Annotated in this window: 22 protein-coding genes; 10 read left to right on the forward strand and 12 right to left on the reverse strand. The window is 68.5% G+C overall.

What is annotated here, in order from left to right:
• The first annotated feature begins 14 nt into the window (after positions 1–14).
• From BRESU_RS05810 to BRESU_RS05825, 4 genes are all read left to right on the forward strand, one after another.
• Positions 15–2,390 carry a TonB-dependent receptor gene (locus tag BRESU_RS05810; RefSeq protein WP_013268584.1) on the forward strand — a complete coding sequence of 792 codons (2,376 nt, stop codon included), beginning with the start codon at positions 15–17 and terminating at the stop codon, positions 2,388–2,390.
• 1,106 nt (positions 2,391–3,496) lie between these two features.
• Positions 3,497–4,717 carry an NADP-dependent isocitrate dehydrogenase gene (locus tag BRESU_RS05815; RefSeq protein ID WP_013268585.1) on the forward strand — a complete coding sequence of 407 codons (1,221 nt, stop codon included), beginning with the start codon at positions 3,497–3,499 and terminating at the stop codon, positions 4,715–4,717.
• A 117-nt stretch (positions 4,718–4,834) separates the two neighbouring features.
• Positions 4,835–5,419 carry a DUF2939 domain-containing protein gene (locus BRESU_RS05820; protein ID WP_013268586.1) on the forward strand — a complete coding sequence of 195 codons (585 nt, stop codon included), beginning with the start codon at positions 4,835–4,837 and terminating at the stop codon, positions 5,417–5,419.
• Positions 5,416–5,958 (forward strand): DUF2939 domain-containing protein, encoded by a 543-nt coding sequence (locus BRESU_RS05825; RefSeq protein WP_013268587.1) that lies wholly within the window; start codon positions 5,416–5,418, stop codon positions 5,956–5,958. The genes BRESU_RS05820 and BRESU_RS05825 overlap by 4 nt, the downstream gene beginning before the upstream one ends.
• 18 nt (positions 5,959–5,976) lie before the next feature.
• On the opposite strand, the gene BRESU_RS05830 is transcribed toward BRESU_RS05825, so the two are convergent.
• The 3 genes from BRESU_RS05830 to BRESU_RS05840 all read right to left on the reverse strand — a co-directional run bounded on the left by BRESU_RS05830 (position 5,977) and on the right by BRESU_RS05840 (position 10,738).
• On the reverse strand, positions 5,977–7,758 hold the full coding sequence (locus BRESU_RS05830) for a DUF885 domain-containing protein (RefSeq protein WP_013268588.1): 1,782 nt from the start codon (positions 7,756–7,758) through the stop codon (positions 5,977–5,979).
• A 61-nt stretch (positions 7,759–7,819) separates the two neighbouring features.
• A complete protein-coding gene (gene alaS, locus BRESU_RS05835; protein ID WP_013268589.1) occupies positions 7,820–10,465 on the reverse strand; it encodes an alanine--tRNA ligase in 2,646 nt (881 codons plus the stop codon).
• 81 nt (positions 10,466–10,546) lie between these two features.
• The gene (locus BRESU_RS05840; RefSeq protein WP_013268590.1) at positions 10,547–10,738 is read right to left on the reverse strand and encodes a hypothetical protein; all 192 of its coding nucleotides are present in this window, start codon (positions 10,736–10,738) and stop codon (positions 10,547–10,549) included.
• A gap of 132 nt (positions 10,739–10,870) precedes the next feature.
• Here BRESU_RS05840 and BRESU_RS05845 point away from each other — a divergent pair, with 132 nt between their 5' ends.
• Entirely contained in the window at positions 10,871–11,239 is a 369-nt protein-coding gene (locus BRESU_RS05845; RefSeq protein ID WP_013268591.1) for a thiol-disulfide oxidoreductase DCC family protein, read from the forward strand.
• Between the two features lie 152 nt (positions 11,240–11,391).
• Positions 11,392–11,688 (forward strand): hypothetical protein, encoded by a 297-nt coding sequence (locus tag BRESU_RS05850; protein WP_013268592.1) that lies wholly within the window; start codon positions 11,392–11,394, stop codon positions 11,686–11,688.
• A gap of 282 nt (positions 11,689–11,970) precedes the next feature.
• On the opposite strand, the gene recA is transcribed toward BRESU_RS05850, so the two are convergent.
• The 8 genes from recA to chpT form a co-directional block, all read right to left on the reverse strand.
• Positions 11,971–13,053 carry a recombinase RecA gene (recA, locus tag BRESU_RS05855; protein WP_041761345.1) on the reverse strand — a complete coding sequence of 361 codons (1,083 nt, stop codon included), beginning with the start codon at positions 13,051–13,053 and terminating at the stop codon, positions 11,971–11,973.
• A gap of 194 nt (positions 13,054–13,247) precedes the next feature.
• A complete protein-coding gene (locus tag BRESU_RS05860) occupies positions 13,248–14,057 on the reverse strand; it encodes a DUF4344 domain-containing metallopeptidase (protein ID WP_013268594.1) in 810 nt (269 codons plus the stop codon).
• A gap of 80 nt (positions 14,058–14,137) precedes the next feature.
• A complete protein-coding gene (locus BRESU_RS05865; RefSeq protein WP_013268595.1) occupies positions 14,138–14,917 on the reverse strand; it encodes a DUF1223 domain-containing protein in 780 nt (259 codons plus the stop codon).
• 72 nt (positions 14,918–14,989) lie between these two features.
• A complete protein-coding gene (locus BRESU_RS05870) occupies positions 14,990–15,682 on the reverse strand; it encodes a class I SAM-dependent methyltransferase (protein ID WP_013268596.1) in 693 nt (230 codons plus the stop codon).
• Positions 15,683–15,727: 45 nt separating this feature from the next.
• Complete coding sequence (locus BRESU_RS05875; RefSeq protein WP_013268597.1) at positions 15,728–17,614, reverse strand: M20/M25/M40 family metallo-hydrolase; 1,887 nt, start codon at positions 17,612–17,614, stop codon at positions 15,728–15,730.
• A gap of 81 nt (positions 17,615–17,695) precedes the next feature.
• Positions 17,696–18,511: a CheR family methyltransferase gene (locus BRESU_RS05880; RefSeq protein WP_013268598.1), complete on the reverse strand. Its 816-nt coding sequence runs from the start codon at positions 18,509–18,511 to the stop codon at positions 17,696–17,698.
• Between the two features lie 32 nt (positions 18,512–18,543).
• Positions 18,544–18,915 (reverse strand): response regulator, encoded by a 372-nt coding sequence (locus BRESU_RS05885; protein ID WP_013268599.1) that lies wholly within the window; start codon positions 18,913–18,915, stop codon positions 18,544–18,546.
• Between the two features lie 91 nt (positions 18,916–19,006).
• Entirely contained in the window at positions 19,007–19,675 is a 669-nt protein-coding gene (chpT, locus tag BRESU_RS05890; protein WP_013268600.1) for a histidine phosphotransferase ChpT, read from the reverse strand.
• Positions 19,676–19,739: 64 nt separating this feature from the next.
• On the opposite strand from chpT, the gene cysQ reads away from it, so the two are divergent.
• The 3 genes from cysQ (at position 19,740) to BRESU_RS05905 (ending at position 22,618) form a co-directional block, all read left to right on the forward strand.
• Positions 19,740–20,522, forward strand: a complete 783-nt coding sequence (gene cysQ, locus BRESU_RS05895; RefSeq protein WP_013268601.1) for a 3'(2'),5'-bisphosphate nucleotidase CysQ — start codon at positions 19,740–19,742, stop codon at positions 20,520–20,522.
• A gap of 162 nt (positions 20,523–20,684) precedes the next feature.
• Positions 20,685–22,259 (forward strand): PAS domain-containing sensor histidine kinase, encoded by a 1,575-nt coding sequence (locus BRESU_RS16860; protein ID WP_013268602.1) that lies wholly within the window; start codon positions 20,685–20,687, stop codon positions 22,257–22,259.
• The gene (locus tag BRESU_RS05905; protein ID WP_013268603.1) at positions 22,256–22,618 is read left to right on the forward strand and encodes a response regulator transcription factor; all 363 of its coding nucleotides are present in this window, start codon (positions 22,256–22,258) and stop codon (positions 22,616–22,618) included. Before BRESU_RS16860 ends, BRESU_RS05905 begins: the two co-directional genes overlap by 4 nt.
• Before the next feature lie 17 nt (positions 22,619–22,635).
• Here the strand turns inward: BRESU_RS05905 and BRESU_RS05910 are convergent, their stop codons facing one another.
• A complete protein-coding gene (locus BRESU_RS05910) occupies positions 22,636–23,886 on the reverse strand; it encodes a hypothetical protein (RefSeq protein WP_041762161.1) in 1,251 nt (416 codons plus the stop codon).
• A 183-nt stretch (positions 23,887–24,069) separates the two neighbouring features.
• Between BRESU_RS05910 and BRESU_RS05915 the strand changes: the two genes are divergently transcribed.
• Positions 24,070–25,167 carry an alkene reductase gene (locus BRESU_RS05915; RefSeq protein WP_013268605.1) on the forward strand — a complete coding sequence of 366 codons (1,098 nt, stop codon included), beginning with the start codon at positions 24,070–24,072 and terminating at the stop codon, positions 25,165–25,167.
• The last annotated feature ends 136 nt before the right edge of the window (positions 25,168–25,303 follow it).

Here is a 25,303-nt window from a genome sequence, read left to right on the forward strand (position 1 = left end):
CCGCGCAGGCCTCCTTGCGGCCCAGTCCTGTCCATACGTTCAACATCCGTAGCCAGAGGGTCGGCGACGCCCTGATGCAACTGGCCCTCCAGTCGCGTCGCTCCTTGGGCGGCGACATCGCGACATGCCGGTCCGTGAGTCCCGGCATCCAGGGCCGGATGACGCTGGAAGAGGCGCTGAACCGTGTGCTGCAGGGTTCGGGCTGTCGCTGGACCCTGACATCCAGCGGCGCCGTCATCATCCGCCGGGTGTCGGCCGCCGACGTCCCCGGCGTGCCGCCCCGGCCGCCGCGCCCGTCGCCGCCACCGCCGACGGCGCCGGCGCCCGCACCCTTGGAGACAGAGGTCGCGGTGTCGGACGTCGTCGTCACGGCGGAACGCCGGATCGGCCGGGCCCAGGTCTCCGCGACCAGTCTCAGTGCCGTTGACGAGGATCGACTGCGTCTGGCCGGGGTGACGGACATGATCGGTCTGGATGCGCTGGTGCCCGGCATGACGGTCACTAACCTGGGGTCGGGCCGCAACAAGATCCTGTTGCGCGGCATGTCGGACGGCACCTTCACCGGCCTGACCCATTCGACCGTGGGCCTTTACCTCGACCGGGTTCCACTGACCTACAGCGCGCCGGATCCGGACCTGAAGCTGATCGACGTCGATCGCGTCGAGGTCCTGCGGGGACCGCAGGGGACACTCTATGGGACCGGCCCGATCGGCGGCATCGTCCGCATCGTGCCGCGGAGCCCCGACGCCTCCCGTTTCGACCTGGGGCTGTCGCTCAGCCGGTCGTGGACGCGTCAGGGCGGGGAGAACCGCGACGAGTCGCTCTTCGCCAACCTGCCGCTGTTCGATGGCGATCTGGCTCTTCGCGGCGTCGTCTACGAGGAGCGGTTCGGCGGCTACATCAATGACATCAGCCTGGCCATGCCACGGGTCAACGAGGGCGCGCGGCGGGGAGGGCGGCTGTCGCTGACCCGTCGCCTCAACGACGACTGGTCCGCCACCATCGGTATGGTCCGCCAGACGATCCAGACCGAGGACACCCACTACATCTATCGCACCCTGGGCGGGCTGACGCGCGCCAACCTGGTGCGCGAACCGCACCGGAACACCTTCGAGGTCTTGCACGCGGGCGTCAGCGGGACGGGGGACTGGGGCCAGCTCGATGCGACCGTGGCGACGGTTCGCCACAAGTTCATGAGCCGATACGACGCCTCCAGCGCGCTGCGCACGTTCGGGTCCGGCGCTACCCTGGGCGCACTCGACGATGTTCAGGACACCGACCTGACGACGGTGGACGTCACCTATGCGTCGCGGCCGCTCGGTCGCTGGCGCTGGACGGGCGGTGCCTTCTACTCCAGTGGCACGACCCGCGCCGACAGCCAGGTGCAGGCCCTGCGCACGGTCGAGACCACCATCTACCGTGAAATCCGGCGTGACCGGTCCAGCGAGATCGCCGCCTATGGCCAGGCCAGCTATCAGCTGACACCCGCCTGGTCCCTGACCGGCGGGGCCCGGGTCTCCACGTTCGACCATCAGGTCGCGTCTGTGGTCGGCCACAGGGGGACGTTTCGCCCGTTCGAGGGTGACGACCGCGCGACGACGGTGTCGCCCATGATCTCCATCACCTGGCAGCCTGACGACACCCTGAATCTCTACGGCCTCGTCAGCCAGGGCCGGCGAACCGGGGGTTTCAATACAGCCGGCCCCTTTGGCCAGCGGTTCGACGGACTCGCCGGCAATCCGGCACGGCGGTATTCGCCGGACACCCTGACCAACTACGAGTTGGGGGCTAAAAGCCGCTTTTGGGACGGCCGGGTCCAGGCGCGGGCGACCCTGTTCTTCGCCGACTGGGGCGACATCCAGAGCGACCAGTTCCTGCCCAGCGGCCTGTCGTATGCGGTCAATGTGGGTGACGGGCGGAACGCGGGGCTGGAGGTGGAGGTCAACTGGCAGGCCACGGACCATCTGCGCATCCACGCCAATGGCCTGTTTGCCCGTCCCGAGGTCACCAGCCCAAGCCCCGGGTTCAACTCGCGCCTTAACGCCGGCCTGCCCGGCGTGCCCGAAAGCTCGGCCAACCTCTCTGCCGACTACCGCCGGCCAATCGGTCTCGGGCTCGACCTGATCGGCCAGGCGACCGTGGCCTATGTCGGGGAATCCCGCCTGACCTTCGACGCGGCCCGGCGCTACCGGATGGGCGAATACGTCACCGGCCGCGCGTCGATCGGTGTGGAGTCCAGGCGCTGGTCGGCGACAGCCTATGTCGAAAACCCCTTCGACACCGAGGCCAACACCTTCTCCTACGGCGATCCGTTCCGCCTGCCCGAGGCCCTGGCCAGCACCCCGCTCCGGCCGATCACCGGGGGCGTGACCCTGACCTTGCGGCGGTAAGAGGAATCGGCCTTCGCCGGCAACAACATCCATCAGAACTGCCTGCGTTGCCCCAGGTCATGCGGGATATGGGCCTTTGGGACCTGGCGCAGTGACCCGAAAACACCCTGCCCAGGAGCGGCATCACGCAGAATAGTAAACGTTGAAGTCATCCTGAATTCTCATTAATGTTTAGATACTCTGTGGGGGGGCGTGCGGGATGGCGATGAGTGACTACGCGGGTGTGACAGTCGAAACCGGCACATTTGTTGGTCGTCACGGAGACAGGCATGTCCTTAAGATCGTTGCTCGTGACTACGACGTGTCATCGCGCTGGGATCCCCAAGGATGCAAGCGCTCCAGCCTCAACCCAGGAGGCAGCTTCTTTAGCATCGCGGGGGACGACGCCACATTCCGGAGCGTCGCTGCGGTTCGTCGATGTGCTTCGGCATATTATCACAGTCCGATAGTCTGGAGCGGCAAATCAAGCCAAGGCTTTCTCAAATACTGGCTCGCTAAAATCCTTAGCCCGTTTCGGATTAGATCCAATAATGACTAGAGCGGCGTTATCCTCTACCTGACCCCGTCAGTTTAATTCCAGATCGGGGTTCCGGCCAAGCTGTTGTGATCGAGATTCGGACTGCCGCCGAAAATTCGCAACAAGCTGTTGGTTTCTCAAAAGTTGCACGGCGAATGGGATCTTGGTTGCATTCGTAGCGGTCGAGAGGCGGCGCTGTCAGGCGAGCGCGGGAAGGTTTCCCCGGTTTTGGTGTATTAGGCGGAGGTGGCGTTCAATTCTTCTCGCGTCACCCAAGAGAAAGACGCTGCGGGCCCACTGATAACCGAGCCCCAGAACCCCGGAAACCGGCAAAGGACAGCCTCCATGGTGGAGGCTGAACTGCTCAGATTGTGGCTGGGCCTGCTGGCTCGGGGGGGCGTGGGCAGAGACCCTTCGCCATGTGTCGCACCGGCCTCGATCAAGGCTGGTGCGGCTGGCCAGTACGCAGAACTTTGGCGCTGCTGTATCTAGGAAGAGCCTTTTCGGTTTGGCACCTTTGCCACCCGGCTTTCGCGTCGCTATACCGCCCGCCACCTCCCTGACTATCCAGCATCCAAGGACCCTTCCCATGGCCAAGATCCAGGTCGCCAATCCCATCGTGGACATCGACGGCGACGAGATGACCCGCATCATCTGGCAGTGGATCAAGGACAAGCTGGTCTTCCCGTTCGTCGACCTGAAGCTCGACTACTACGACCTGTCGATGGAGAATCGCGACGCCACCGACGACCAGGTGACGATCGACGCCGCCCACGCGATCCAGAAGCACGGCGTCGGCGTGAAGTGCGCCACCATCACCCCGGACGAGGCCCGGGTGAAGGAGTTCGGCCTCAAGAAGATGTGGAAGTCGCCCAACGGCACGATCCGCAACATTCTGGGCGGCGTGGTCTTCCGCGAGCCGATCATCTGCTCGAACGTGCCGCGCCTGGTGCCCGGCTGGACCCAGCCCATCGTCGTCGGCCGCCATGCCTTCGGCGACCAGTACAAGGCCACCGACTTCCTGGTCCCCGGTCCCGGCAAGCTGACCATGAAGTGGGTCGGCGCGAATGGCGAAGAGCAGAACTATGAGGTGTTCGACTTCCCCTCGGCGGGCGTCGCCATGGGCATGTACAACCTCGACGACTCGATCACCGACTTCGCCCACGCCAGCTTCGCCTTCGGCCTGCAGCGCAACTACCCGGTCTATCTGTCGACCAAGAACACGATCCTGAAAGCCTATGACGGCCGCTTCAAAGACATCTTCCAGGCCGTGTTCGACGAGCATTACGCCGCTGAATTCAAGGCGAAGGGCCTGACCTACGAGCACCGCCTGATCGACGACATGGTGGCCGCGGCCATCAAATGGTCGGGCGGCTTCGTCTGGGCCTGCAAGAACTACGACGGCGACGTCCAGTCCGACATCGTGGCCCAGGGCTTCGGCTCGCTGGGCCTGATGACCTCGGTCCTTCTGACCCCGGACGGCCGGGTGCTGGAGTCCGAAGCCGCCCACGGCACCGTGACGCGCCACTACCGCCAGCATCAGAAGGGCGAGGCCACCTCGACCAACTCGATCGCCTCGATCTACGCCTGGACCCGCGGCTTCGCTCACCGGGCCAAGCTGGACGACAACGCCGAACTGGCCACCTTCGCCGCCACCCTGGAGCGGGTCGTGGTCGAGACGGTCGAGGCCGGCTTCATGACCAAGGACCTGGCGCTCCTGGTCGGCGACCAGCAGGGCTGGCTGACCACCGAGGGCTTCCTCGACAAGGTGGCCGAGAACCTGAAGGCTGAACTGCCCGACCTCGGCTAAAGCCAACAGCGTCCGGATTATTTCGACCCCGCCGGAGCTTCTCCGGCGGGGTTTCGTTTGAGCCGTGGCTCCGAGCGTGCATGATGCGGCCTGCGCCGGAGGAGGGGAGACCACCGCGTGAAGAACATTCTGGGCAGGCTGGTGCTGGTCGCCATCGCGCTGACGGTCGTGTCGTTCTTCGCGGCACCGGCCGTGGCGTTCTTCGGCATACGCTCGGCCGCGCAGTCGGACGACGTCGCGGGCCTGCAGCGGCTGGTGGATTTCGACGCGGTGCGCGCGTCCTTGCGGCCCCAGCTCTCGAACCGGCCCGAGGCCATGACCCCGCCGCCGTCCTTCATGAACGACCCGATCGGGGCCTTCCGCCGCCAGTTCGAGGACACGGTCGCGCCCCAGGGCCCGAACCCCGACGCCTATCTGACTCCCGACGCGATCGACGGCCTGACACGGGGCGAGGGGCGCTATGCCGCCCTCCGGATGCCCGCGCCGGGCAGCGACGCCACGCCCGCGCCATGGCCCCGGCCCGCCTACTGGGGCGTCAACCGCGCCCGCATGGCCGTGACGGATGAGGGCGGATCCGCCACCGTCTTCACCTTCGAGCGCAGGGGGCCGTTCGAGTGGAAACTGGTCCACGTCGGCCTGCCAGACGGCTCCACCCCGCCCACGACACCCACCCCCACGACGACGCCGGAGACGAAACGATGAAGGGCCTGTTCAAGGGGCTGATCGGCCTGGCCATCCTCGGTTTTCTGGTCGCCTATTTCGGCTCGCCCTTCCTGACCGTCCGGGCGCTGGTCGCGGCGGCGGAGACGGGCGACGAGCCGGCACTGGAGCGGCTGGTCGACTTTCCGGCGTTTCGCGACAGCCTGAAGGACGAACTGACTGCCCGGCTGATGGCGGAGGCCCAGGCCGATCCCCGCGTGCGCGACAGCGGGTTGGGCGGTCTCGGCATGATCTTCGGTCCCATGCTGGTGGGCGGGGCTGTGGATGCCCTGGTCAATGCGCCGACGGTCGCGGCCATGGTCCGCACGGCCGAAGTGCCCGATCCGACGGATCGGGAGCCCACGCCGGCGGCCGAGGACCGCGGTGCCGATATCCGCCAGACTTACGGCTATCGCGACATGAACACCTTCGCGGTCCGCCTGACCGATGTGGAGCGTCCGAACCAGACGCTGAAGCTGCTGCTGACGCGGCAGGGGATGTTCGACTGGAAGCTGACGGGCATCGATCTGCCCGAGGGCTAGGCCCAGGCCCGGTCGGCCCTAGCGCTGGCCGGCGATCCAGCGATCCATCCGCTGGTCCAGCAGGTGCAGCGGAAGGGGGCCGTCGACCAGCAGGGCGTCGTGGAAGGTCCGGACGTCGAACCGGTCGCCCAGAGCGGTTTCGGCGCGGGTCCGGATCGCCCTCAGCCGGATTTCGCCGATCTTGTAGGCCAGGGCCTGACCGGGCCAGCCGATGTAGCGCTGCAACTCGGTCTCGATGTTGTGCGGCGACAGGGCCGAGTTTTCGGTGAAGCACTGGCGGGCCTGTTCGGTGGTCCATCCCATCGAGTGCATGCCGGTGTCGGCGACCAGGCGGCAGGCGCGCCACATCTCGTAGGACAGCCGACCGAACCGCTCCTCGGGGGTGCGGTAGAAGCCCATCTCCTCGCCCAGGAACTCCGAATACAGACCCCAGCCCTCGGTGAAGGCGGTGACGTCTACGTTGCGTCGGAAATACGGGCCCTGGCTGGCCTCCTGCTGCAGGGCGATCTGCAGATGGTGCCCGGGCACCGCCTCGTGCAGCGTCAGGGCGGGCAGTTCGTAGAGCGGCCGCTGATCCAGCCGCCCGGTGTTGACGATGTAGCCGCCCGGCACCCCGTCGGTCAGCGAGCCGCCGTTGTACCGGCCGGTCGTATAGGTGTCCTCGATGTCCAGCGGCACGGGTCGGACGTTGTAGGTCAGCCGCGGCAGGGTGCGGAAGAGGGCGGGCAGACCGCCGTCGGCCCGCTTGGCCATCTCGGACGCCTTCTCGATCATGTCCTCGCGCGAGGTGGCGTAGAAGCGCGGGTCGGTCCGAAGGTGGGTCAGGAAGCCGGCGAAGTCTCCGGTCCAGCCCGAGGCGCGCATCTCGTCCTCCATGCGCGCACGAATGCGGGCCACCTCGGCCAGACCGATCTGGTGGATCTGATCCGGCGTCAGGTCGGTGGTCGTGTAGCTGCGGGCCTGGAAGGCGTAGTAGTCGCGCCCGCCCGGCCGCGAGCCGATCCCCACTTCGGGCAGGGCGGCGGGCAGATAGTCGTTCTGGACGAACGCCAACCAGGCCTGCCGGCGCGGCACGATCTGCGTCGCCACGATCGCCGCGGCCCGCGCTTTCAGGTCGGCTTGCTGCGCAGCAGGCATCGACGCGGGCAGGGCGGCGAACGGCTTGAGCAGCGGGTCGGTCTCGGGCGTGAAGGCGACCTCGTTCCGAAGCGCGACGAGCAGGCTCTCGACCACCGAGGTCGGCTGGGTGAAGCCGGTCTCCAGCCCGCGCCGGGCGTTGGCAAGCTGGTCGTCATAGAATTTAGGCAGGGCCTCCAGCCGCGACCGCCAGGCCTCGCCGTCGGCAGCCGTCGCGATCCGCGTGACCGAGGCCAGGTAGTTGGCCGTCTGGCCCGGCCCGCCCTCCGAGTCGAAGGCGAGGCGTCCCGAATCGTAGCCGATCGCCTCGATCGAGCGGTTCAGTACCCAGATCAGGAAGTCGCGGTTCAGCGCGTCTTCGGACGACAGGCCGTCGGACGGCAGGGCCCGGGCGCGGTCCAGAAACGCCTGCAGCGGAGCCCGGCGAGCGACCTCGGCCGCGCGCGAGGCGTCCGGGAGGCGCGACTTGGCGGCCTGATCGCCCTCCAGCCCGGCCGAAATCGGGTCATTGGCCTTGAGGAAGGCCTCGTAGTCGGAAAGCAGGCCGGTCAGGACCGGGTTGGACGTTTCGGCCGCCGGGGGTGCCGACGGGGTCTGGGCGGCTGCCGACAGGGCCGCCGTTGACAGCAGCAGGGCGGCGAGCCCGGCGGTGATGGTCTTCATGGCGTGCCCCCGAAACGAGGGCCGCATGGGGCGACAGACCACCCCGTCCGTCAAGCGGCGATCAGACTGCCAGCGCCGCCCGCACCGCCGCCAGGCCGGCCTCGGCCTTTGATCCGTCCGGCGCGCCGCCTTGTGCGAAGTCAGCCTTGCCGCCCGCGCCCTGTCCGCCCATGGCGATGACCGCCGCGCGCGCCAGATCGGCCGCGTTCACCCGGTCGGTGACGTCCGAGGTCGCGGCCACGGTGACCGCGGCCTTGCCGTCCGTCACGCCGATCAGGGCGACGACGCCGCTGCCGACCTGTTTGCGGAAATCCTCGGCCACGCCGCGTAGGCCCTTGCCGTCGACGCCGTCCAGCACACGGGCGATCAGCTTGACGCCGTTGATCTCCTCGGGCGCGGCATTGGCCGAGCCGCCGCCGCCGAGGGCCAGTTGCTTCTTCAGCTCGGCGACCTGTTTCTCCAGCGCCTTGCGTTCGGTGCTCAGGGCCTCGACGCGGGCGGGGACGTCCAGCGGCTGGACCTTGAAGGTCTGCGCCAGGGATCTGGCGACGCCGGCCTGGGCCAGCAGGAACTGGCGGGCCGCCTCGCCGGTCAGGGCCTCGACGCGGCGGATGCCGGCGGCGATGCCCGTCTCGGACGTGATCTTGAACAGGCCGATGTCCCCCGTGCGGGCCACGTGGGTGCCGCCGCACAGTTCGACCGAATAGGGCTTGTCGCTGGTCAGCGACTTGCCGAGCGTCAGGACGCGGACCTCGTCGCCGTACTTCTCGCCGAACAGGGCGACGGCCCCGGCTTCGATGGCCTCCTGCGGGCCCATCAGCTTGGTCTCGGCCGGCAGGTTCTGGCGGATGACCGCGTTCACTTCCGTCTCGATACGCGCCAGTTCATCTTCGGTCAGGGGGGCGTTGTGGCTGAAGTCGAAACGCATGCGTTCGGCATCAACCAGCTGGCCCTTCTGGGCGACGTGGGGGCCGAGCACATTCTTCAGCGCCGCATGCACCAGGTGGGCGGCGGAGTGGTTGGCGCGGGTGGTCAGGCGGGCGTCGGGCGCCGCGCGAAGCTGGGCGCGCGTGCCGATGGCCAGGGTGCCCGAGGTCACCTCGATCGTATGGGCATAGAGGTCGCCGGTCGGCTTGAGCACGTCGAGGACGCGGGCCGATCCCCCCGCCCACTCGATCTCGCCCTTGTCGCCGGCCTGGCCGCCGCCCTCGCCATAGAAGGGAGTCTGGTCGAACAGGACCTCGGCCGTTTCGCCGGTCTCCACGCTGTCGGCAGCCGTGCCGTCCTTCAGGATCGCCAGCACCTCGCCCGAGCCGTCGACGGCGTCGTAGCCAGTGAAGACGGTCGGCCCGAGACGGTCCTTCAACGCCAGCCATTCACCGGTCGAGGCGGTCTGGCCCGAGCCTTTCCAGTTGGCCTTGCCGCGGGTCTTCTGCTGCTCCATCGCCGCATCGAAGGCGTCGGTATCAACGGTGAAGCCGCGCCGCCGCGCTTCGTCCTGGGTCAGGTCCAGCGGGAAGCCATAGGTGTCGTAAAGGGTGAAGGCGGTCTGGCCGGGGATGACGCCGCCTTCGCCGAGGTCGCGCGTGGCGTCCTCCAGCAGGCCCATGCCGCGGCCCAGCGTCGTGCGGAAGCGGATCTCTTCCTGTTTCAGGGTTTCCTCGATCGAGGCCTGGGCGCGCGCCAGTTCGGGATAGGCCTCGCCCATCTCGGAGACGAGCGTGGGGACGAGGCGGTGCATCAGGGGATCAGCGGCCCCCAGCAGGTGGGCGTGGCGCATGGCGCGGCGCATGATGCGGCGAAGCACATAGCCCCGGCCTTCGTTCGACGGCGTGACCCCGTCGGCGATCAGGAAGGAAGAGGACCGCAGGTGGTCGGCGATGACCCGGTGGCTGGCGGCGCGGTCCCCCTCGGCCTTCGTCGAGGTGGCGTCTTCCGAGGCGGCGATCAGGGTCTGGAACAGGTCGGTGTCGAACACCGAGTTCTTGCCCTGGAGCACGCTGGTCATCCGCTCCAGGCCCATGCCGGTGTCGACGCTGGGCTTGGGAAGGCTGCGAACGATCTCGTCGTTCTCCTTCTCGAACTGCATGAAGACGTTGTTCCAGATCTCCACGTAGCGGTCGCCGTCCTCGTCCGGCGATCCGGGAGGGCCGCCCGCGACATGGTCGCCGTAGTCCCAGAAGATCTCGGTGCAGGGGCCGCAGGGTCCGTTGTCGCCCATGGCCCAGAAGTTGTCGGAGCCGGCGATGCGGATGATCTTGTCGTCACCGAAGCCGGTGACCTTCTTCCAGATCGCGGCCGCTTCATCATCGTCGATGTAGACGGTGACCAGCAGGCGTTTGGCGTCGAGGCCGTAGCCTTCGGTGACCAGTTTCCACGCCTGCTCGATGGCGTGTTCCTTGAAATAGTCGCCGAAGCTGAAGTTCCCCAGCATCTCGAAGAAGGTCAGGTGCCGGGCCGTGTAGCCGACGTTGTCGAGATCGTTGTGCTTGCCGCCCGCGCGCACGCATTTCTGCGAGGAGGTCGCGCGGGGATACGGCGGGGTCGCCGCGCCGGTGAAATAGTCCTTGAACGGCACCATGCCCGCGTTGACGAACATCAGCGTCGGATCGTTCTGCGGCACCAGCGGGGCCGAGTGGACCTTCGTGTGGCCGTCGGCCGCGAAGAAGTCGAGGAAGGTCGAACGGATCTGTTTCAGGCTGGACATGGCGATCAGTCTTCAGGCGAGCGGCGAACGGGAAGGGGCCTCATATAGGCTTTCGCGGGCGCTGGCATCACCCGCGCGGCATCAAGCATCGTCGACGGCGTCGTCCTCGTCGGACAGCAGGGCGTCGAGGGCTTCGATGATGGCGTCGAGCTGTTCGGCGCTGGCCGCGACGCGCAGAAGACCGCCGGCGTCGCCGCCGATCTCGAGCACGTAGCCGTGGTCGGTTTCCGCCAGGTTGAACTGGGTCAGGGTCTGGATGTCGTCTTCGGCCATGGGAGGGTTCCGTGTGGGAGAGAGGGCGATTCAACGCATGAAGCGCGTGAAGGGGGCGCGACTGCGGCAAGGCGCGCGATGCGCGGCGTCGGAGCGCGGGGACGGCGGAGCTCTGGCAGTCTATGACGGGCCATGGCCGAGGTGGAAGTCTGGTTCGATGGAGATTGCCCGCTGTGTCGGCGGGAGATCGACCTGATGCGCAGGCTCGACCGGCGGGGCGCCATCGTCTTCACCGATGTCGCCTCCGGTCAGGGCAGTTGCCCGATGGACCGGGCCGAACTGCTGGCGCGGTTTCACGCGCGCGAGGACGGCCGGATGGTGTCGGGCGCGGAAGCGTTCGCGGCCATGTGGCGGGCCATCCCCGTGCTGGCCCCGTTCGGGCGACTGGCGCGCAATCGCCACGTGCTGGGGGTGATGGAGCGACTCTATCTGGCCTTTCTGAAGGTGCGGCCCGCGCTGCAGCGATGGGCGCGGGGATCCGGGACGGCTCGCACGGGCTAGCCGTTGCCGGGGCCAGCGCGGTTGCGATGCGCGCGTTACGGTTTCCGGCGCGTTTACCTTGAGATTGCACGGATTTGTGAGTTGCGACCCGGAGTTGCGCGCTGCATCGTTTGAGAGCGCAGTCCCGCGCATGAGTAGAGGGAGCGTTCAAAGTGAAGACTTTCAAGCGAGCTGTACTGTCACTGGCCGCCGCAGCGGCCTTTTCTGCCGCCATCGGCCCGGCCCAGGCCCTGGCGGTGCAGTCCTACGATCCGGACCTGATCGCCTATTCCTATGTGTACTATGCGGATGAGGCGAAGACTGAGGTCCTTGGCTACGCCTCGGATCGATGCGGACAGAGCGGGAGCTATGTCTATGTGATCCGCCCCTACATCCCCACGCCCTACTACGATCAGACGCAGATCTTCGTGTGCTCGGGCGGAGGGCCCTACCTGCCGCCGGACTTCTGAGACACACCGCCACAGCGAAACGGCAAAATGGGCCGCCCGGTTTTCACCGGGCGGCCCGACTCCGTCCGGCCCGATCCCCGCGGGGGTCGGCGGCGGGTCGCAGGGACCAGCCGGGCGGAGTGTCCTGAAATCCTCCCCAGGAGCGAAGCGAACGGGGGAGGGGGACCGCGACGCGCTTGCGGCGGAGTGGAGGGGGCGGAACCACGCACCGTGTCCGGGGTCGCCCCCTCCACCGCTTCGCGGTCCCCCTCCCCCGCCAAGCGGCGGGGGAGGATTGTCCGATCAGCCTTCGAGATCCTGGCCTTCGTCCGGCTCCGGCGTGCCGAGCAACTCATCGGCGATCTTGGAGGTGGACTTCCTGACCTTGTCCTCGATGGCCGCGGCCATGTCGGGGTTGGCCTTGAGGAAGGCGCGCACGTTCTCGCGGCCCTGGCCGATGCGGGTCGAGTCGTAGGAGAACCAGCTGCCCGACTTCTCGATGATCCCGGCCTTGACGCCCAGGTCGATGATCTCGCCCAGCTTGGAGATGCCCTCGCCGTACATGATGTCGAAGATGACTTCGCGGAACGGAGGGGCGACCTTGTTCTTGACGACCTTGACGCGGGTCGTGTTGCCCACGACCTCGTCGCGGTCCTTGATCGCGCCGGTGCGGCGGATGTCGAGACGGACCGAGGCGTAGAACTTCAGCGCATTGCCGCCCGTCGTCGTCTCGGGGCTGCCGTACATCACGCCGATCTTGTGACGGATCTGGTTGATGAACAGGACGATGCAGTTGGACTTGGAGATGGAGGCCGTCAGCTTGCGCAGGGCCTGGGACATCAGGCGGGCCTGAAGACCGGGCAGGCTGTCGCCCATCTCGCCCTCGATCTCGGCGCGGGGCGTCAGGGCGGCGACGGAGTCGACCACCACGATGTCCACGGCCCCGGAGCGCACCAGGGTGTCGACGATCTCGAGCGCCTGTTCGCCCGTGTCGGGCTGGGAGACCAGCAGATCGTCCAGGTTCACGCCCAGCTTCTGGGCATAGCCGGGGTCGAGCGCATGCTCGGCGTCGACGAAGGCCGCGGTGCCGCCTGACTTCTGGATCTCGGCCACGGTGTGCAGGGCCAGGGTGGTCTTGCCCGAGGATTCCGGACCGAACACCTCGATCACCCGCCCGCGCGGCAGGCCGCCGATGCCGAGCGCCATGTCGAGGCCGAGCGATCCGGTGGACACCGAGGGGATCACGTCCGCGATCCCGCCCTTGCCCAGCTTCATGACCGAGCCCTTGCCGAAGGCGCGATCGATCTGTGCGATCGCCGCCTCAAGCGCGCGCTGCTTGTCGCCGTCGTCCTTGCCCACCAATTTCAATGCCGCCTGCGATGCCACCTTGCCACTCTCCCTTGCCATGATTCCCGATTAAGCCTTTGGGGAGAGGCCCGCCTTCGGTCCAATGACCGTGACCCGCTCCCTGTGAGCCGGACTATGTGCACGGTTTGTTCCGGTTGCCAATATGTTCTTTCCGGAACGCGCGGTTCGGCGAGGGCGGTACGTCCGATTCTGACGTACCGCCTCCGGGGCGTCTAGTCTTTGAGATGGGCGTCCAGCAGGGTGTACCAGGTGGAGGTCAGCCGCTCGAACTCGCCCGGGCACTGTTCGGCGCGCTCGGGGGTCAGCCATTCCTCCTCGAGAAGGTTGGCGTATTTGTCCGGGTCGGATCCGTACACGAGGCAGGTCAGGGTGTAGTACCGCTGCTGGCTGAGGGAATGCTCGTCCGCGAAGTCGCTCTCCTCCAGATCGCCCGCCTCGGACGGGTCGGTATAGAAGCTGAGCGCACCGGAGATGGCGGATTCCTCGCCATCGTCGCCGTCGATGAGCCACCAGGCGGCCAGGCTGTCGGCGGTGTCCTCTTCCCGGCCCGTGAAAGGGATCTCCAGGACGTCCACAAGGGCATGCCCGACTTCGTGGAAGACGGTGAAGAGGAACGATCCGTTGACCGCCTCCTCGATCTCCTCATCGGTCTCGAAATAGGCGGCGAAGGTCTCGCGCTCCCCCTCGAACATCTCGATGCAGATCTGGATCTCGCGATCGTCCGGCACATAGTAGGCGTTGTTCTCGCCGCATTCCGCGAAGCGCAGGCCGATATCGACCGGCAGGATCAGGCTCTCGTTCAGCACATCGGCGACGTCTTCCAGCCAGCGTTCCTCGGACAGCTGGGCCGCCAGTTCGGTGTAGTCGTCGCTGGTCAGTTCGGCCGGGCGGACGACGAAGTCGCCCCGATCCTCGCTGGATGCGGCCTCGCTCGCGCTGGTGCACGCGCCGAGCGCGATGATGGCGGCGGCCACAATGGCGAGGCCGATGCCGCGGGTGCGGCTCGTGTTGGTCTGGTTCATATACGTCCCCCTGACGCGAACCTTAGCCGTGGCGGAGCGGTCCGCAACGGCTCCGAGGCACCGCGTCAGACGACGTCAGATCAGGCCCTGGCGGCGGAGAGGATCGGGCCGCCGTCGGGGGCCTGGACCAGCACGGCCGTGGCCAGACCGGGGCGGGTCGCGGCGGGCAGGCGATAGCCGACCGTCCGCCCGCGCCAGTCGCCCAGACGGACGAGCTCGCGCACGACGGCGGCGTGGGGCAGGGTGCGGCCGCCGTTCTCGCCGCGCTCGACCGGCACATCGATGGGGCGGGGCTCATAACGCACCAGCCAGACGTCGGCGGGGGCGGAAGGCGCGGCACCGCCGGCGAAACCCACGGCCCCGTCGCGGAACTCCACGGCCGGCCCGGAGAACCGGCGGTGCCGGTCGATCAGGCCCTGGATCTGGGCCATGCGCTGGCCGACGACGTGGTCGCGGCCGTCGACGACCACCTGGGGCGTCCAGACGTTGTCGGTGCCGAGGCCGCGCTGATAGTCGCGCTGGCGACGCGTGAAGGCGTCCTGGGCGAAGGTGTCCTTCCAGCCCAGGCCGTCCCAGTAGGTGACGTTCCAGCTCAGGGCCAGGATGTCGGGCCGGGTCGACAGGGTGACCAGATTGGCGTTGGCGGGCGGGCACGAGTTGCAGCCCTGGCTGGTGAACAGCTCCACGACCGTCAGTCCCGACGCGGCCGGAGGAGCGGAGGGCATGGGGGCGGCGTCCGCCGGACGCGCCGTGCCGCGACCGGCGAGCAGGGCGGCGGCGACGACACCGAGACTGGCGAACAGCGCCAGGCGACGACGCACGTCGGGGTTCAGGACGGCGGTGCGGGCAGGGCGTGCCATGGCGGATATCTCCGTGAACGATCTGCCCCGGCCTTCGCCGGGACCGCCATGGAGGTTACCGCGGGGTCGATGTCAGTGCGATGTCGGCTCGCGCACGGCGATCAGCGACTTGGTCAGGCCGGCGACGACCTCGTCGTGGTGGACGGCATCGGGATAGAGGAAACGGAACTGCCCCTTGTCCAGCAGTCGGGCGTGCTGAACGTCGCGCATGGCCTGGCCCATGTCGGGAGCCTTGGGCGAGAAGCCGTGGCCGCGTTTCAGCAGGGCCCGCGCCCGGCTCTGCTCCGAGCGCCAGTGGAAGAAGGGCGCGCTGAAATGCGGCTCGACCGGGAACCAGAAATAGGGCGTCTGGACGTAGTAGGCCGGGGCCAGGCGACGGCAGGCGGCGGCGAAGGCCTCCATCCGCTCCCAGTCGCCGACGTGCTCGATGACCGAGTTGGAATGGACCAGGTCGAAGGCGTGGTCGGCGAACTGCGGCAGGTCGCAGGCATCGCCGTCGATCACCTCGAACAGGGCGGGATCGTAGTCCTCGTCCACGCCGCCGGGGTTCACGACGGTGATGTGGACCTTCGAGGCGTCGAGGAAGGCCCGGTCGAACAGGTTCCAGTAGTCCGGCTCTCCGCCCAGATCGATGATGCGGACCGACCCCTTCGCGGCGTGGGTACGCTCGATCAGGCCGACGATGCGGCGCGCGCGGGCACGGCGGAACCGCGACACCAGCGAGTTCGGATCGGTGGAGTCCTGCAGGGCGTGGATCAGGTTCATGGACGGACGCTACACGCCCGGGTTTGCTGCCCGGTTAAGGGCGCATCAGGTCGGCCCGCCGACGGCCGGCACGCCCATCGGCTCGGCATAGCGCGCGGTCAGCGAGACCCCGCAGGCCAGGATCAGGCAGGCCGCCGCGCCCGCCGCTAGGGTCGCCCGGGTGTGCTCCGGTGCCAGCGGTCGCGCGAACAGCAGCACCAGAAGCGCCATCAGGACCAGCACGCCGGGAAGCTCCATGCCGACGCCCAGGAAGACGGGGTGGGCGAGGGTCACGATCCAGGCCCCTCCCAGCACGGTAGCCAGCGCCGCCGGCACCAGCGACGGCGCGCTGTGGAGGCGGGCCCCGACGAGGGCGCAGGCCGCGGCCGCACCGGCGGCGAGCAGGCCGGGCCAGACGAAGATCAGGGCCGCTTCGGGGGCAAGGGCCTGGGCCACGCAGCCCAGAACAAGGACCAGGGCGATCAGCCCCAGCCATCCGCCCCAGACGGTCTTCGGGGCCGTCTGGCTCCAGAGCGACAGGGCGATGGCGACGCCCCCCGCGCCCAGCAGCGCATAGTCGGGGCCGCCCAGAACGAGGATGGCCGCCACGCTGGCGATCACCACGCCGGCCAGCAGCCGGGGGCCGAGGGCCGCGCGTCCGGCCAGGGCGGCCAGGGCGACCGCGACGACCGCCAGACCCGCGCCCGCCTCCATCCAGGGCAGGCGGCGCAGCAGGGTGTAGTAGACCTCGGCCGACTCGGCCCGCGCCGCTGAGGGTCCGGCGAGGGCGCGGACCCCGTGCGTGACCACGATCCCCATGGCCAGCAGCCACAGGCCCGACAGCAGGCCCCGCCCGACGTCGGCGGCGCTGAGCCCCGTGGCATGGCGCGCGCCCCAGGCGGCGAAGGCCAGCAGGCCAGCGGCGAGGACCAGCAGGGTCCAGCCCAGTCCGGTCGAATGGACGATGAAGACCCGCCCCAGAATGTCGCCATAGACAACGTTGGATCCCGCGACGGGCAGGGCGTCGGCGCGCAGATGGGCGTCGGTCGCTTCCAGCGCCTGGGATCCGATGTGCTGCAGCGCGCCCTGATCCAGGTTGTCGGGCGTGGCGGTCGGCGAGTGATACTGGGACGGGCGACCGATGAAGGCGAAATTCACCCCGCCGATGCCCCGGTTCTTCGGAATGGTGAAGTCGGTGCCGTTGGGCATGTTTTCATAGACGAAGATCGACAGGGCATTGGACGTCGCCCCGCCGTCCGCTTTCCTGACGGCCTGGGTGAACAGGCGGATGGTCTCGGCATTGCCGCGCCCGGTTTCGAACATCATGGCCCGGCCGCCCCCGCCGCGCGCCTCGAGATTGACGACGGCCCCGATCCGGTCGCGCAGGGGGTTTTCGGAGAAGAAGAGGCGCGCCCCGTCGAGGTTCAGTTCCTCCGCATCCGTGAGCAGGACGACCAGGGTCCGCTCCGCCGGGCCGCGCGCCTTGATGGCCCGGACCGCCTCCAGCACCGCCGCCACGCCCGCGCCGTCGTCGGCTGCGCCCGGCGAGTCCCAGGCGCTGTCGTAATGGGCCATCAGCACGACCGCCGCCGCGCCCGGATCGCGCCCGGGCAGAACGCCGACGATGTCCACGGCGGCGTTGCCGGCGGCGGCGGGATCGCCGCCCCAGCGGGTCAGGCGCGCGATGGCCTCGGGCGACAAGGCACCGGACTGGAGGACGGGGTTCAGCCCCAGGGTCGTCATCCGCTGGACCAGATGGCTCTGGACCCGCGCGTGATCCGCCGATCCGACGGGGTGGGGACGGACCCCGATCTGGCGCACGTCGGCCATGGCGCGCGCGGCCGAGAATTCCGTGGCGGGCGTGCCCGTGTCGCGCGGCGCCGGCACCTGCAGGGCCCAGACCCCGATCGCCAGAGCCAGCGCCAAGGATCCCAGAAACAGAGCCCACCGCATGATTGTCATCCCCGACACGCGGTCAGGATAGGGGGCGAAACCGGCCGGTGTCGATGCTCAAACGCGCGGGCGATGTCAGCCCTAGGCCGCCCGGCTCAGCGCCGAGGGGGCTTTCACATACAGGCCGCGCCGACCGCCGACGGGGCGGAAGGCGATGGTGTCGCCCTCGATGCGTTCGTCGGCACCCAGCACCAGAACCCCGTCGTCGACCAGGCGGCGTTCCAGATAGTCGACGACCTGACCGCGCCGGGCCGGGTCCATCTCGACCAGCACGTTGCGGCACACGATGATGTCGAACCGGGCGTCGTCGGTGGGAGCGTCCAGAAGGTTGTGGCGGGCGAAGCGCACCGCGTTCTTCAGCTCGGGTCGCACGGCCCACGCATCCTCGGCCGGTTCGAACCAGCGCAGCATGGTGTGGGCCGACAGGCCGCGCTGGACCTCGAAGGCGCTGAAGACTCCCGCCCGTGCCTTGTCCAGCGCGCGCTGCGACAGGTCGGTGGCGACGATGTCGATGTTGGCCCCGGACTCCAGACCGGCCATCGCCAGCGAATAGGCCTCCTGGCCGCTGGAGCAGCCGGCCGACCAGACCTGGATGCGGCCTTCGGGCCGGACGCGGCCGATGGCGGGCAGCAGCTCGCGGGCAAAGGTGTCGAAGACGGCGCGGTCGCGACGGAACCAGGTCTCGGGGTTCAGCAGGGACTCGATCACCGCCCAGCCCAGCGAGGCCACCGGCTTGACCCACAGGGTGGCCAGAAGGGCATCGACGCTGTCGAAGCCCTCGCGCCGGGCGACCGGTGCCAGGCGATGCTCGGCCAGATGGATCCGGTCACGACCCAGCCGAAAGCCGGCCCGCGAGACGAGCAACGCCTGCAGACGATCGAAGTCGTCCTGGGTCATGGCCGGGTCACAGGGGTGGGCATGGCTGGGCTTCAGACGGCTCCGACTTCCGAAAGCTTGGAATGGAGGATTTCGCCGTCGAACGGCTTCATGATGTAGTCATTGGCCCCGGCGCTCAGGGCTTCCGAGATCCGTTCGGGCGCGGTCTCGATGGTGCAGAACAGGACCTTGGGGTGGTCGCCGCCGGTCTGGGCGCGCAGACGCCTGAGGAAGGTCAGACCGTCCATGACCGGCATGTTCCAGTCCAGCAGGATCACATCGGGCATCAGGCCGGCGCAGTAGGACAGGGCCTCGACGCCGTCGGCCGCCTCGTCGACCTCGAATCCCAGACCTTCCACGATGCGGCGCGCGACCTTCCGGATGATCCGGCTGTCGTCCACAATGAGGCAGGTCCGGACATCCACGGTGTGTCGTTCTCCCAACGGTCGGAATCAGGCTCGCCGTTTCGACCCCATAATCAGGCTCGGGCGGTTAACGACTCGTTGGTGGGTTGGATTAAGACGGGATCGTGCCCGTCAAAACGACGCGTCCCTCCACGGCCTCGACGTTCAAGGTCCCGTGCGCCTGCCGGATCGTGAGCCAGAGCCAGTAGGGCTGCACCCACTGACCGGCCAGTCCCTCGGTCAGCCGCTGTCCGGCCAGACCGGTCGCGGCCTCGGGTTTCAGCCGCGCGCGGGCCCCTTCGGCGAGACCTTCGAGGACGATCCCCGCGCCCTGCGTTCGTGCCGTGACCACGGCCTGTCCGCCCATCGGCAGGGCCGCCACGGTCAGATAGGCCAGGTTCACCATCGCCCGGGCCTGGGGCTTCGAAAAGTCCGCGACCTCCAGCCGCCAGTCCAGGGTGGCCCGCCCGCCGTGGGTCACGCCGTCGACCAAGGCCCTCAGCTCCTCGCCCGTGAACCGCTCGGCCGTCGTCGCGGCCCCGAAGGCGACGCGGCAGAACTGGACCAGGGCGACCATCTTCTTCGCGCTGTCGGTGATCAGGCTGATGGCGTCGTCGCGCATGTCCTGGGCGGTCGGGTCGTTCAGCAAATCCAGGCCCGACACGATCGCGCCCGACGGGCTGATGAAGTCGTGGCACAGCTTGGCCGCGATCAGACTGGCCAGTTCGGGGCCGTCCATCGGCAGGCTGTCGAGCGGGGTGTCGAAGGCGGCATCGGTCATGGGCGCGAAGCTGGGGTGATTTGCCCCTTCGCGAAACCACCCCCCATGGTCTATCCCCCGCGAAATGACCGCTTCCCTGATTGCCGACCTCGCCTCCGGCGCCCTGCACGACCACATCGCCGAGATCGCCGAGGACGCGGCCCGCGTGATCCTGCCCTACTGGCGGGCGGGCGGCGAGGTGTTCACCAAGGCCGACGCCAGCCCGGTCACCCTGGCCGATCAGCAGGCCGAGGCCCTGATCCTGTCGCGGCTTTCGGCCCTGTATCCCGACGTCCAGGCCGTGGCCGAGGAACAGTCCGAGGCGGAGGGTCGCCCCGCCAGCGCCGAGGCGGTGTTCTGGCTGATCGATCCGCTGGACGGCACCAAGGGCTTCGTGGCGGGCAAGGAGAGCTTCACCGTCAACATCGCCCTGATCCAGGACCACCGCCCCGTCGCCGGGGTGGTCACCGCCCCGGCCACCGCGACCACCTGGCGCACCGCTGTCGGCGGCGGGGCCGAGATGCGCCGCTTCGGCGAGCCGTGGCGGGCGATCAAGGTCCGCAACCGGCCCGACGAAGGCATCGCCCTGCTCAGCCACAGCGTCACCGACGAGGAGGCGACCCGCCTCGCCGCCCGCCACGGCTGCACCCGATGGCAGGGGACGGACTCATCGCTGAAGTTCTGCCTGATCGCCGAGGGTCGATTCGACGCCTACCCCCGCACCGGCCCGACGTCCGAGTGGGACACAGCCGCCGGTCAGGCGGTGCTGGAGGCGGCCGGGGGGCGTGTTCTCGCGGCGGACGGGTCGCCCCTGGCCTACGGCAAGCCGGGCTTTGCCAACGGCGGCTTCGTGGCGATGGGGGGCTAGGACTATAAGCCGGTCACGACCGGGGTCTGCACGCCGGCACGCCGGGGGTTCGCGCCTCATCGGTTGCATTCCGCGTGCGTCGACCGCCATTGTCTCCTCCGGCCCCTGTCTGTGGTTTGCCCGATACGGGGTCGGCGCTTGACGGGGCGACTTATGGATTGGATGGCCCAGATCGGGGAGGTCATGCCGCACGGCGTGGACCTACTGTCGCGACCGGAGCTGATGTTCCTCCACATCGCCTCGGATGCCGCGATCGCGGCCGCCTATTTCGTCATTCCCTTCGGGATCGTGCGGTTCGTCGGGGGACGGCCGGATCTGGAAGATGGCCATCGGCGCGTCGCCCTTCTGTTTGCGGCCTTCATCGGGTTCTGCGGCCTGACCCATGTGGCCAGCATCCTCGTCCTCTGGGTTCCGCTGTACCTCACCGAAAGCTGGCTGAAGGTCGCCGCGGCCGTGATCCTGGTCCTGACGGCAATCGCCCTGTATCGGCTGGTGCCCAAGCTGATTTTCCTGCCCTCGCCCCAGGCGATGCAGGCCGAGATCGAGGCCCACCGCCGCACGGTCGACGAGCTCGACGCCGCGCGGGCGGCGCTGGCGGTGCGGGTCGAGGATACCGAAAGCGAACTGCGCATCGCCATGAAGCAGCAGGAGCGGTCGAACGCCTTGCTGCGCACCATCGTCGAAACGGCGCCCGGCCTCATCTATGCCAAGGACCTCGCCGGCCGGGTGCTGCTGGCCAACAAGGCCACCCTGGACCTGATCCACAAGCCGTGGGCCGAGGTGGAGGGTAGGACGGACGCCGAGTTCCTGAATCACGCGGCCAATGCCGAGACGATCATGAGACATGATCGCCTTGTCATGGACGGCGGCGCGGCGCTGGAACTGGAAGAAGTCGTGGAACACCCCGTGAAGGGCGTCCGCGTGTGGCTGTCGACCAAGACGCCGATGCGGGATGCGGAAGGGGCTGTCACCGGGCTGGTCGGCATGTCCGTCGACATCACCGAGCGAAAGCAGCTTGAGGCAAGGCTTCGTCGCGATTCACGCGTGTCGGCCATGGGCGAGATGGCCGCGGCCCTCGCCCACGAGCTGAACCAGCCGCTCGGCTCGATCGTCAACTACCTGCATGGCTGTCGACGCATGCTGGCCGGACAGACACCGGACAGCCCGTTGCTGCCGCACCTGGACAAGGCGGTCGAGGAGGCGCTGCGGGCCGGCCATGTCATCCGCCATCTGCGGTCGTTCGTCTCGACGGAAGACAATGTCCGTCAGCCCATGACCCTGGTTCCCCTCGTCGACGAGGCGTGCGCCTTTGCGATGCTCGGGGCCCTGTCGAAAGACGTTCGCCTGACCACTGAGCATCAGGATTTCGATCTGGTCGTCAGCGTAAACGCGGTCCAGATCAACCAGGTCATCCACAATCTGATCCGCAATGCGCTGGACGCGACGGCACTGGTCACCGAGCCACGCCTGCACGTCACGACCGGACCGCATGACGGCGGAATGGTGATGATCTCCATATCCGACAACGGCCCTGGAATAGCGCCGGACGTTGAAGGCCGATTGTTCGAGCCCTTCGTCAGCAGCAAGGGCACCCAGGGCATGGGCGTCGGACTGGCGATCTGCCGGACGATCGTGGAAGCCCATCATGGGCGGATCTGGGTTGAACCGGCTGCGGCCGGCGGTGCCTGTTTCAGTTTCACCCTGCCGCTGGCGGCGACGGAATCGGACGCGTCATGACCGGACTGGCCATTCACATCGTCGACGACGACGCGCCGTTCCGCGACAGCCTGGCCTTCGCTCTGATGGCGCATGACTTCGACGTCACGAGCCACGGCGATCCGGCGGCCTTCCTGCTCGCCCTTCCGGAGGACCAGCCGGCCTGTGTGGTGTGCGATATCCGCATGCCGGGCCTGAGCGGCATCGAGGTGGCGCGGGCCCTGCGGGCGCGGGTCGTGCCCGTCCACGTGATCCTGGTCACCGGTCACGCCGACCGCGACCTGGTCGCGCGCGCGACGGAGGCCGGCGCGATGCTGGTTCTGGAAAAGCCGTTCGCGCCGCAGCGCCTGATCGAGGTGCTTGTCGGCCTCGCCTACTAGCGTCGTCTGGCGGTCGATCAGACCCGCAGGGACAGCCCCAGCATCAGCGCCCTGGCCCGGTCGGCCAGCACCGGAACGCCGTGGTCGCGGGCGGCTTCGGCGGCCTCCGACAGAACGAAGGCCGCTTGATCGGGCGCGCTGTCCATCAACTGGCCCCGCGCGATCATGACGCGTGCCATGCCGAGCTGGTCGACCGCCCATTCGACGGCGGACGGCGGACCGACGCGTTCGGCCAGGCGACGCCGGACGCGGGTCTCGATCCGGGTCAGGGCCATCAGGTCGCCCGTATCCAGCGCCCGCTCGATCTCGCGCGCCACCAGCAGGTCCCGGGCCAGCCCGCCCAGGAGGGTGCCGTGACCGCCGGTCAGGGCCTCGGCCCGTATCAGGGGCTCGATCGGGCTGGCCGGATCGATCGCGCGGGCGACCTGGATGGCGACCCAGTCCATCGGACTGTGGTCGGGGGTGAACTGGTCGGCGGCGGCGTCGAACATCGCGTGACCCGCCTCGACGGCCCCGGCGTCGTCGGCCATGGCCGCCAGCGCCGACAGCCCGGCCCCGCACAGGGCCAGGGCGCGCGCGCGGGTCAGGGGCCGGGTATCGGCAGAGGACGCCTCGACCAGAGCCTTCAGATCGCGGCCGGCCTGGTCCAGCAGACGGGGGTCGCGCTGGACGATGCCGCCTTCCAGGGCCAGGGCGGCGTTGTCGAGCCGGAGATCGTCGGCCTCGACCGGATTGTGTTTCGTGATCGCATGCAGGGCCGCATCCATCAGCGCGGCGGCGTCCAGCCGGTCGGCGGTGGTCTCGCTCAGCCGCGCCTGCCGGGCCCGGATGCGGGCATGGACGCCCGCGCTGGTCGCCAGGACAGCCAGACGCCGCGGGGTGGTTTCACGCGCGGCCGAAGCCGCCTCGTCCAAGGCGTCACGGTCCCCGAACAGGTCGAACGATGTCAGCAGCGCCGAGGCGCGCGCCAGACCCGCCCGGGCCAGATCGTCGTCGGCGGTCGATGCTCTTGCGGCGTCGTCGGCGGTGGCCAGGGCCTTGGCGATGCTGTCCCGTTGTCCCGTCCGTCGCGCATGCTCGCGCCACAGGGCGGAGGCCCGCAGCCAGGTCCGCGCGGGCTGCCGGCACGACACCCGTCCGCCGTCGGTCGTCAGGGCCCGGGCCTCGACGGCCAGCAGTTCGACGCCGATCAGCTCCAGCCAGCCGAGATCGTCGCTGTCGCGCGCCTCGCCAAAGAGTTTCCGAAGATCCCTGCCGAACTCGAACATGGCCACGTCGCTGTCTCCATCCGTCCCGCTCCGGGACCGATCCATCGCTTCTGCACCCCTCCTAGCAAGCACGACGCCGCCCGGGCGTTCCAGCCCCGTCGCGAAAAGTTCAACGCGCTGGACCACTGGCGGTCGCCGGGTGCCGTCCCCACCTGATCGTGACCGCAACACCAGGTGTTTCCAATGACGTCTCTTTTCGACCCCATCGACCTCGGCGCGATCCATGCCGGCAACCGGATCGCCATGGCCCCCCTGACCCGCAGCCGGGCCGTCGAGGGCGAAGTGCCGAACCCGCTGGCCGTCGAATACTATGCCCAGCGCGCCTCGGTCGGCCTGATCATCTCCGAGGCTACCCAGATCAGCCGTCAGGGCCAGGGCTATCCGAACACGCCGGGGATCTTCACGGATGCCCAGGTCGCCGGCTGGAAGCCGATCCTGGACGCCGTCCATGCCCGGGGCGGCAAGATGGTCGCCCAGCTGTGGCACGTCGGCCGGATCTCCATCTCCGACTATCAGCCCGACGGTGGCGCGCCCGTCGGCCCGTCCGCCATCGCCGCCGAGGGCCAGGCGATGAAGCCGGACTTCAGCATGACGCCGTTCCAGGTGCCCCGGGCCCTGACCACCGACGAGATCGCCGGCATCGTCGCCGACTATGTCCACGCCGCCGAGATGGCCAAAAAGGCCGGCTTCGACGGCATCGAGGTCCATGCCGCCAACGGCTATCTGATCGACCAATTCCTGAAGGACGGCTCCAACCAGCGCGACGATCGCTATGGCGGATCGGTCGAGAACAGGGCGCGGTTCCTGCTTGAGGTCGTCGCCGCCGTCGTCGCCGTCTGGGGCGCCGACCGGGTGGGGGTGCGCATCTCGCCCTCGAACGGGGCCAACGGATCGCGCGACAGCGACCCCGCCTCGACCTTCCTGTACGTGGCGAAGGCGCTGAAGCCGTTCGGCCTGTCCTACCTGCACCTGATCGAGGGCGAGCCGGGCACGCCGATGTCGATCAAGTTCGACGCCCCGCAACTGGCCGCCGAAATCCGGGCGGCCTTCGGCGGACCCCTGATGCTGAACGGCGGTCTGACCAAGGCGCTGGCGCAGCAGGCGCTGGACGACGGACGCGCCGACCTGGTCAGCTCGGGCGTGCCGGTCCTGGCCAACCCCGACCTGGTCGAGCGCTGGCGGACCGACGCGCCTCTGAACGCACCCGACAAGGATACATTCTACGGCGGCGGGGCCAGGGGCTACACGGACTATCCGGCGCTGGAGAGCGCCCCGGCCTGACGTCCGATGCTGATCGCTCGCGCCTTGCGAGCGGTCAGCGTCCGACCCGCCCGCCGCGGATGCGGAGCTTTTCTTTCCGTTCACCATTCCTGAAAGAACGGCGTTAGGCCTCAAGCGCTACGGTATCTCTCGAATC

Source organism: Brevundimonas subvibrioides ATCC 15264 (assembly GCF_000144605.1).
Lineage (GTDB): Bacteria > Pseudomonadota > Alphaproteobacteria > Caulobacterales > Caulobacteraceae > Brevundimonas > Brevundimonas subvibrioides.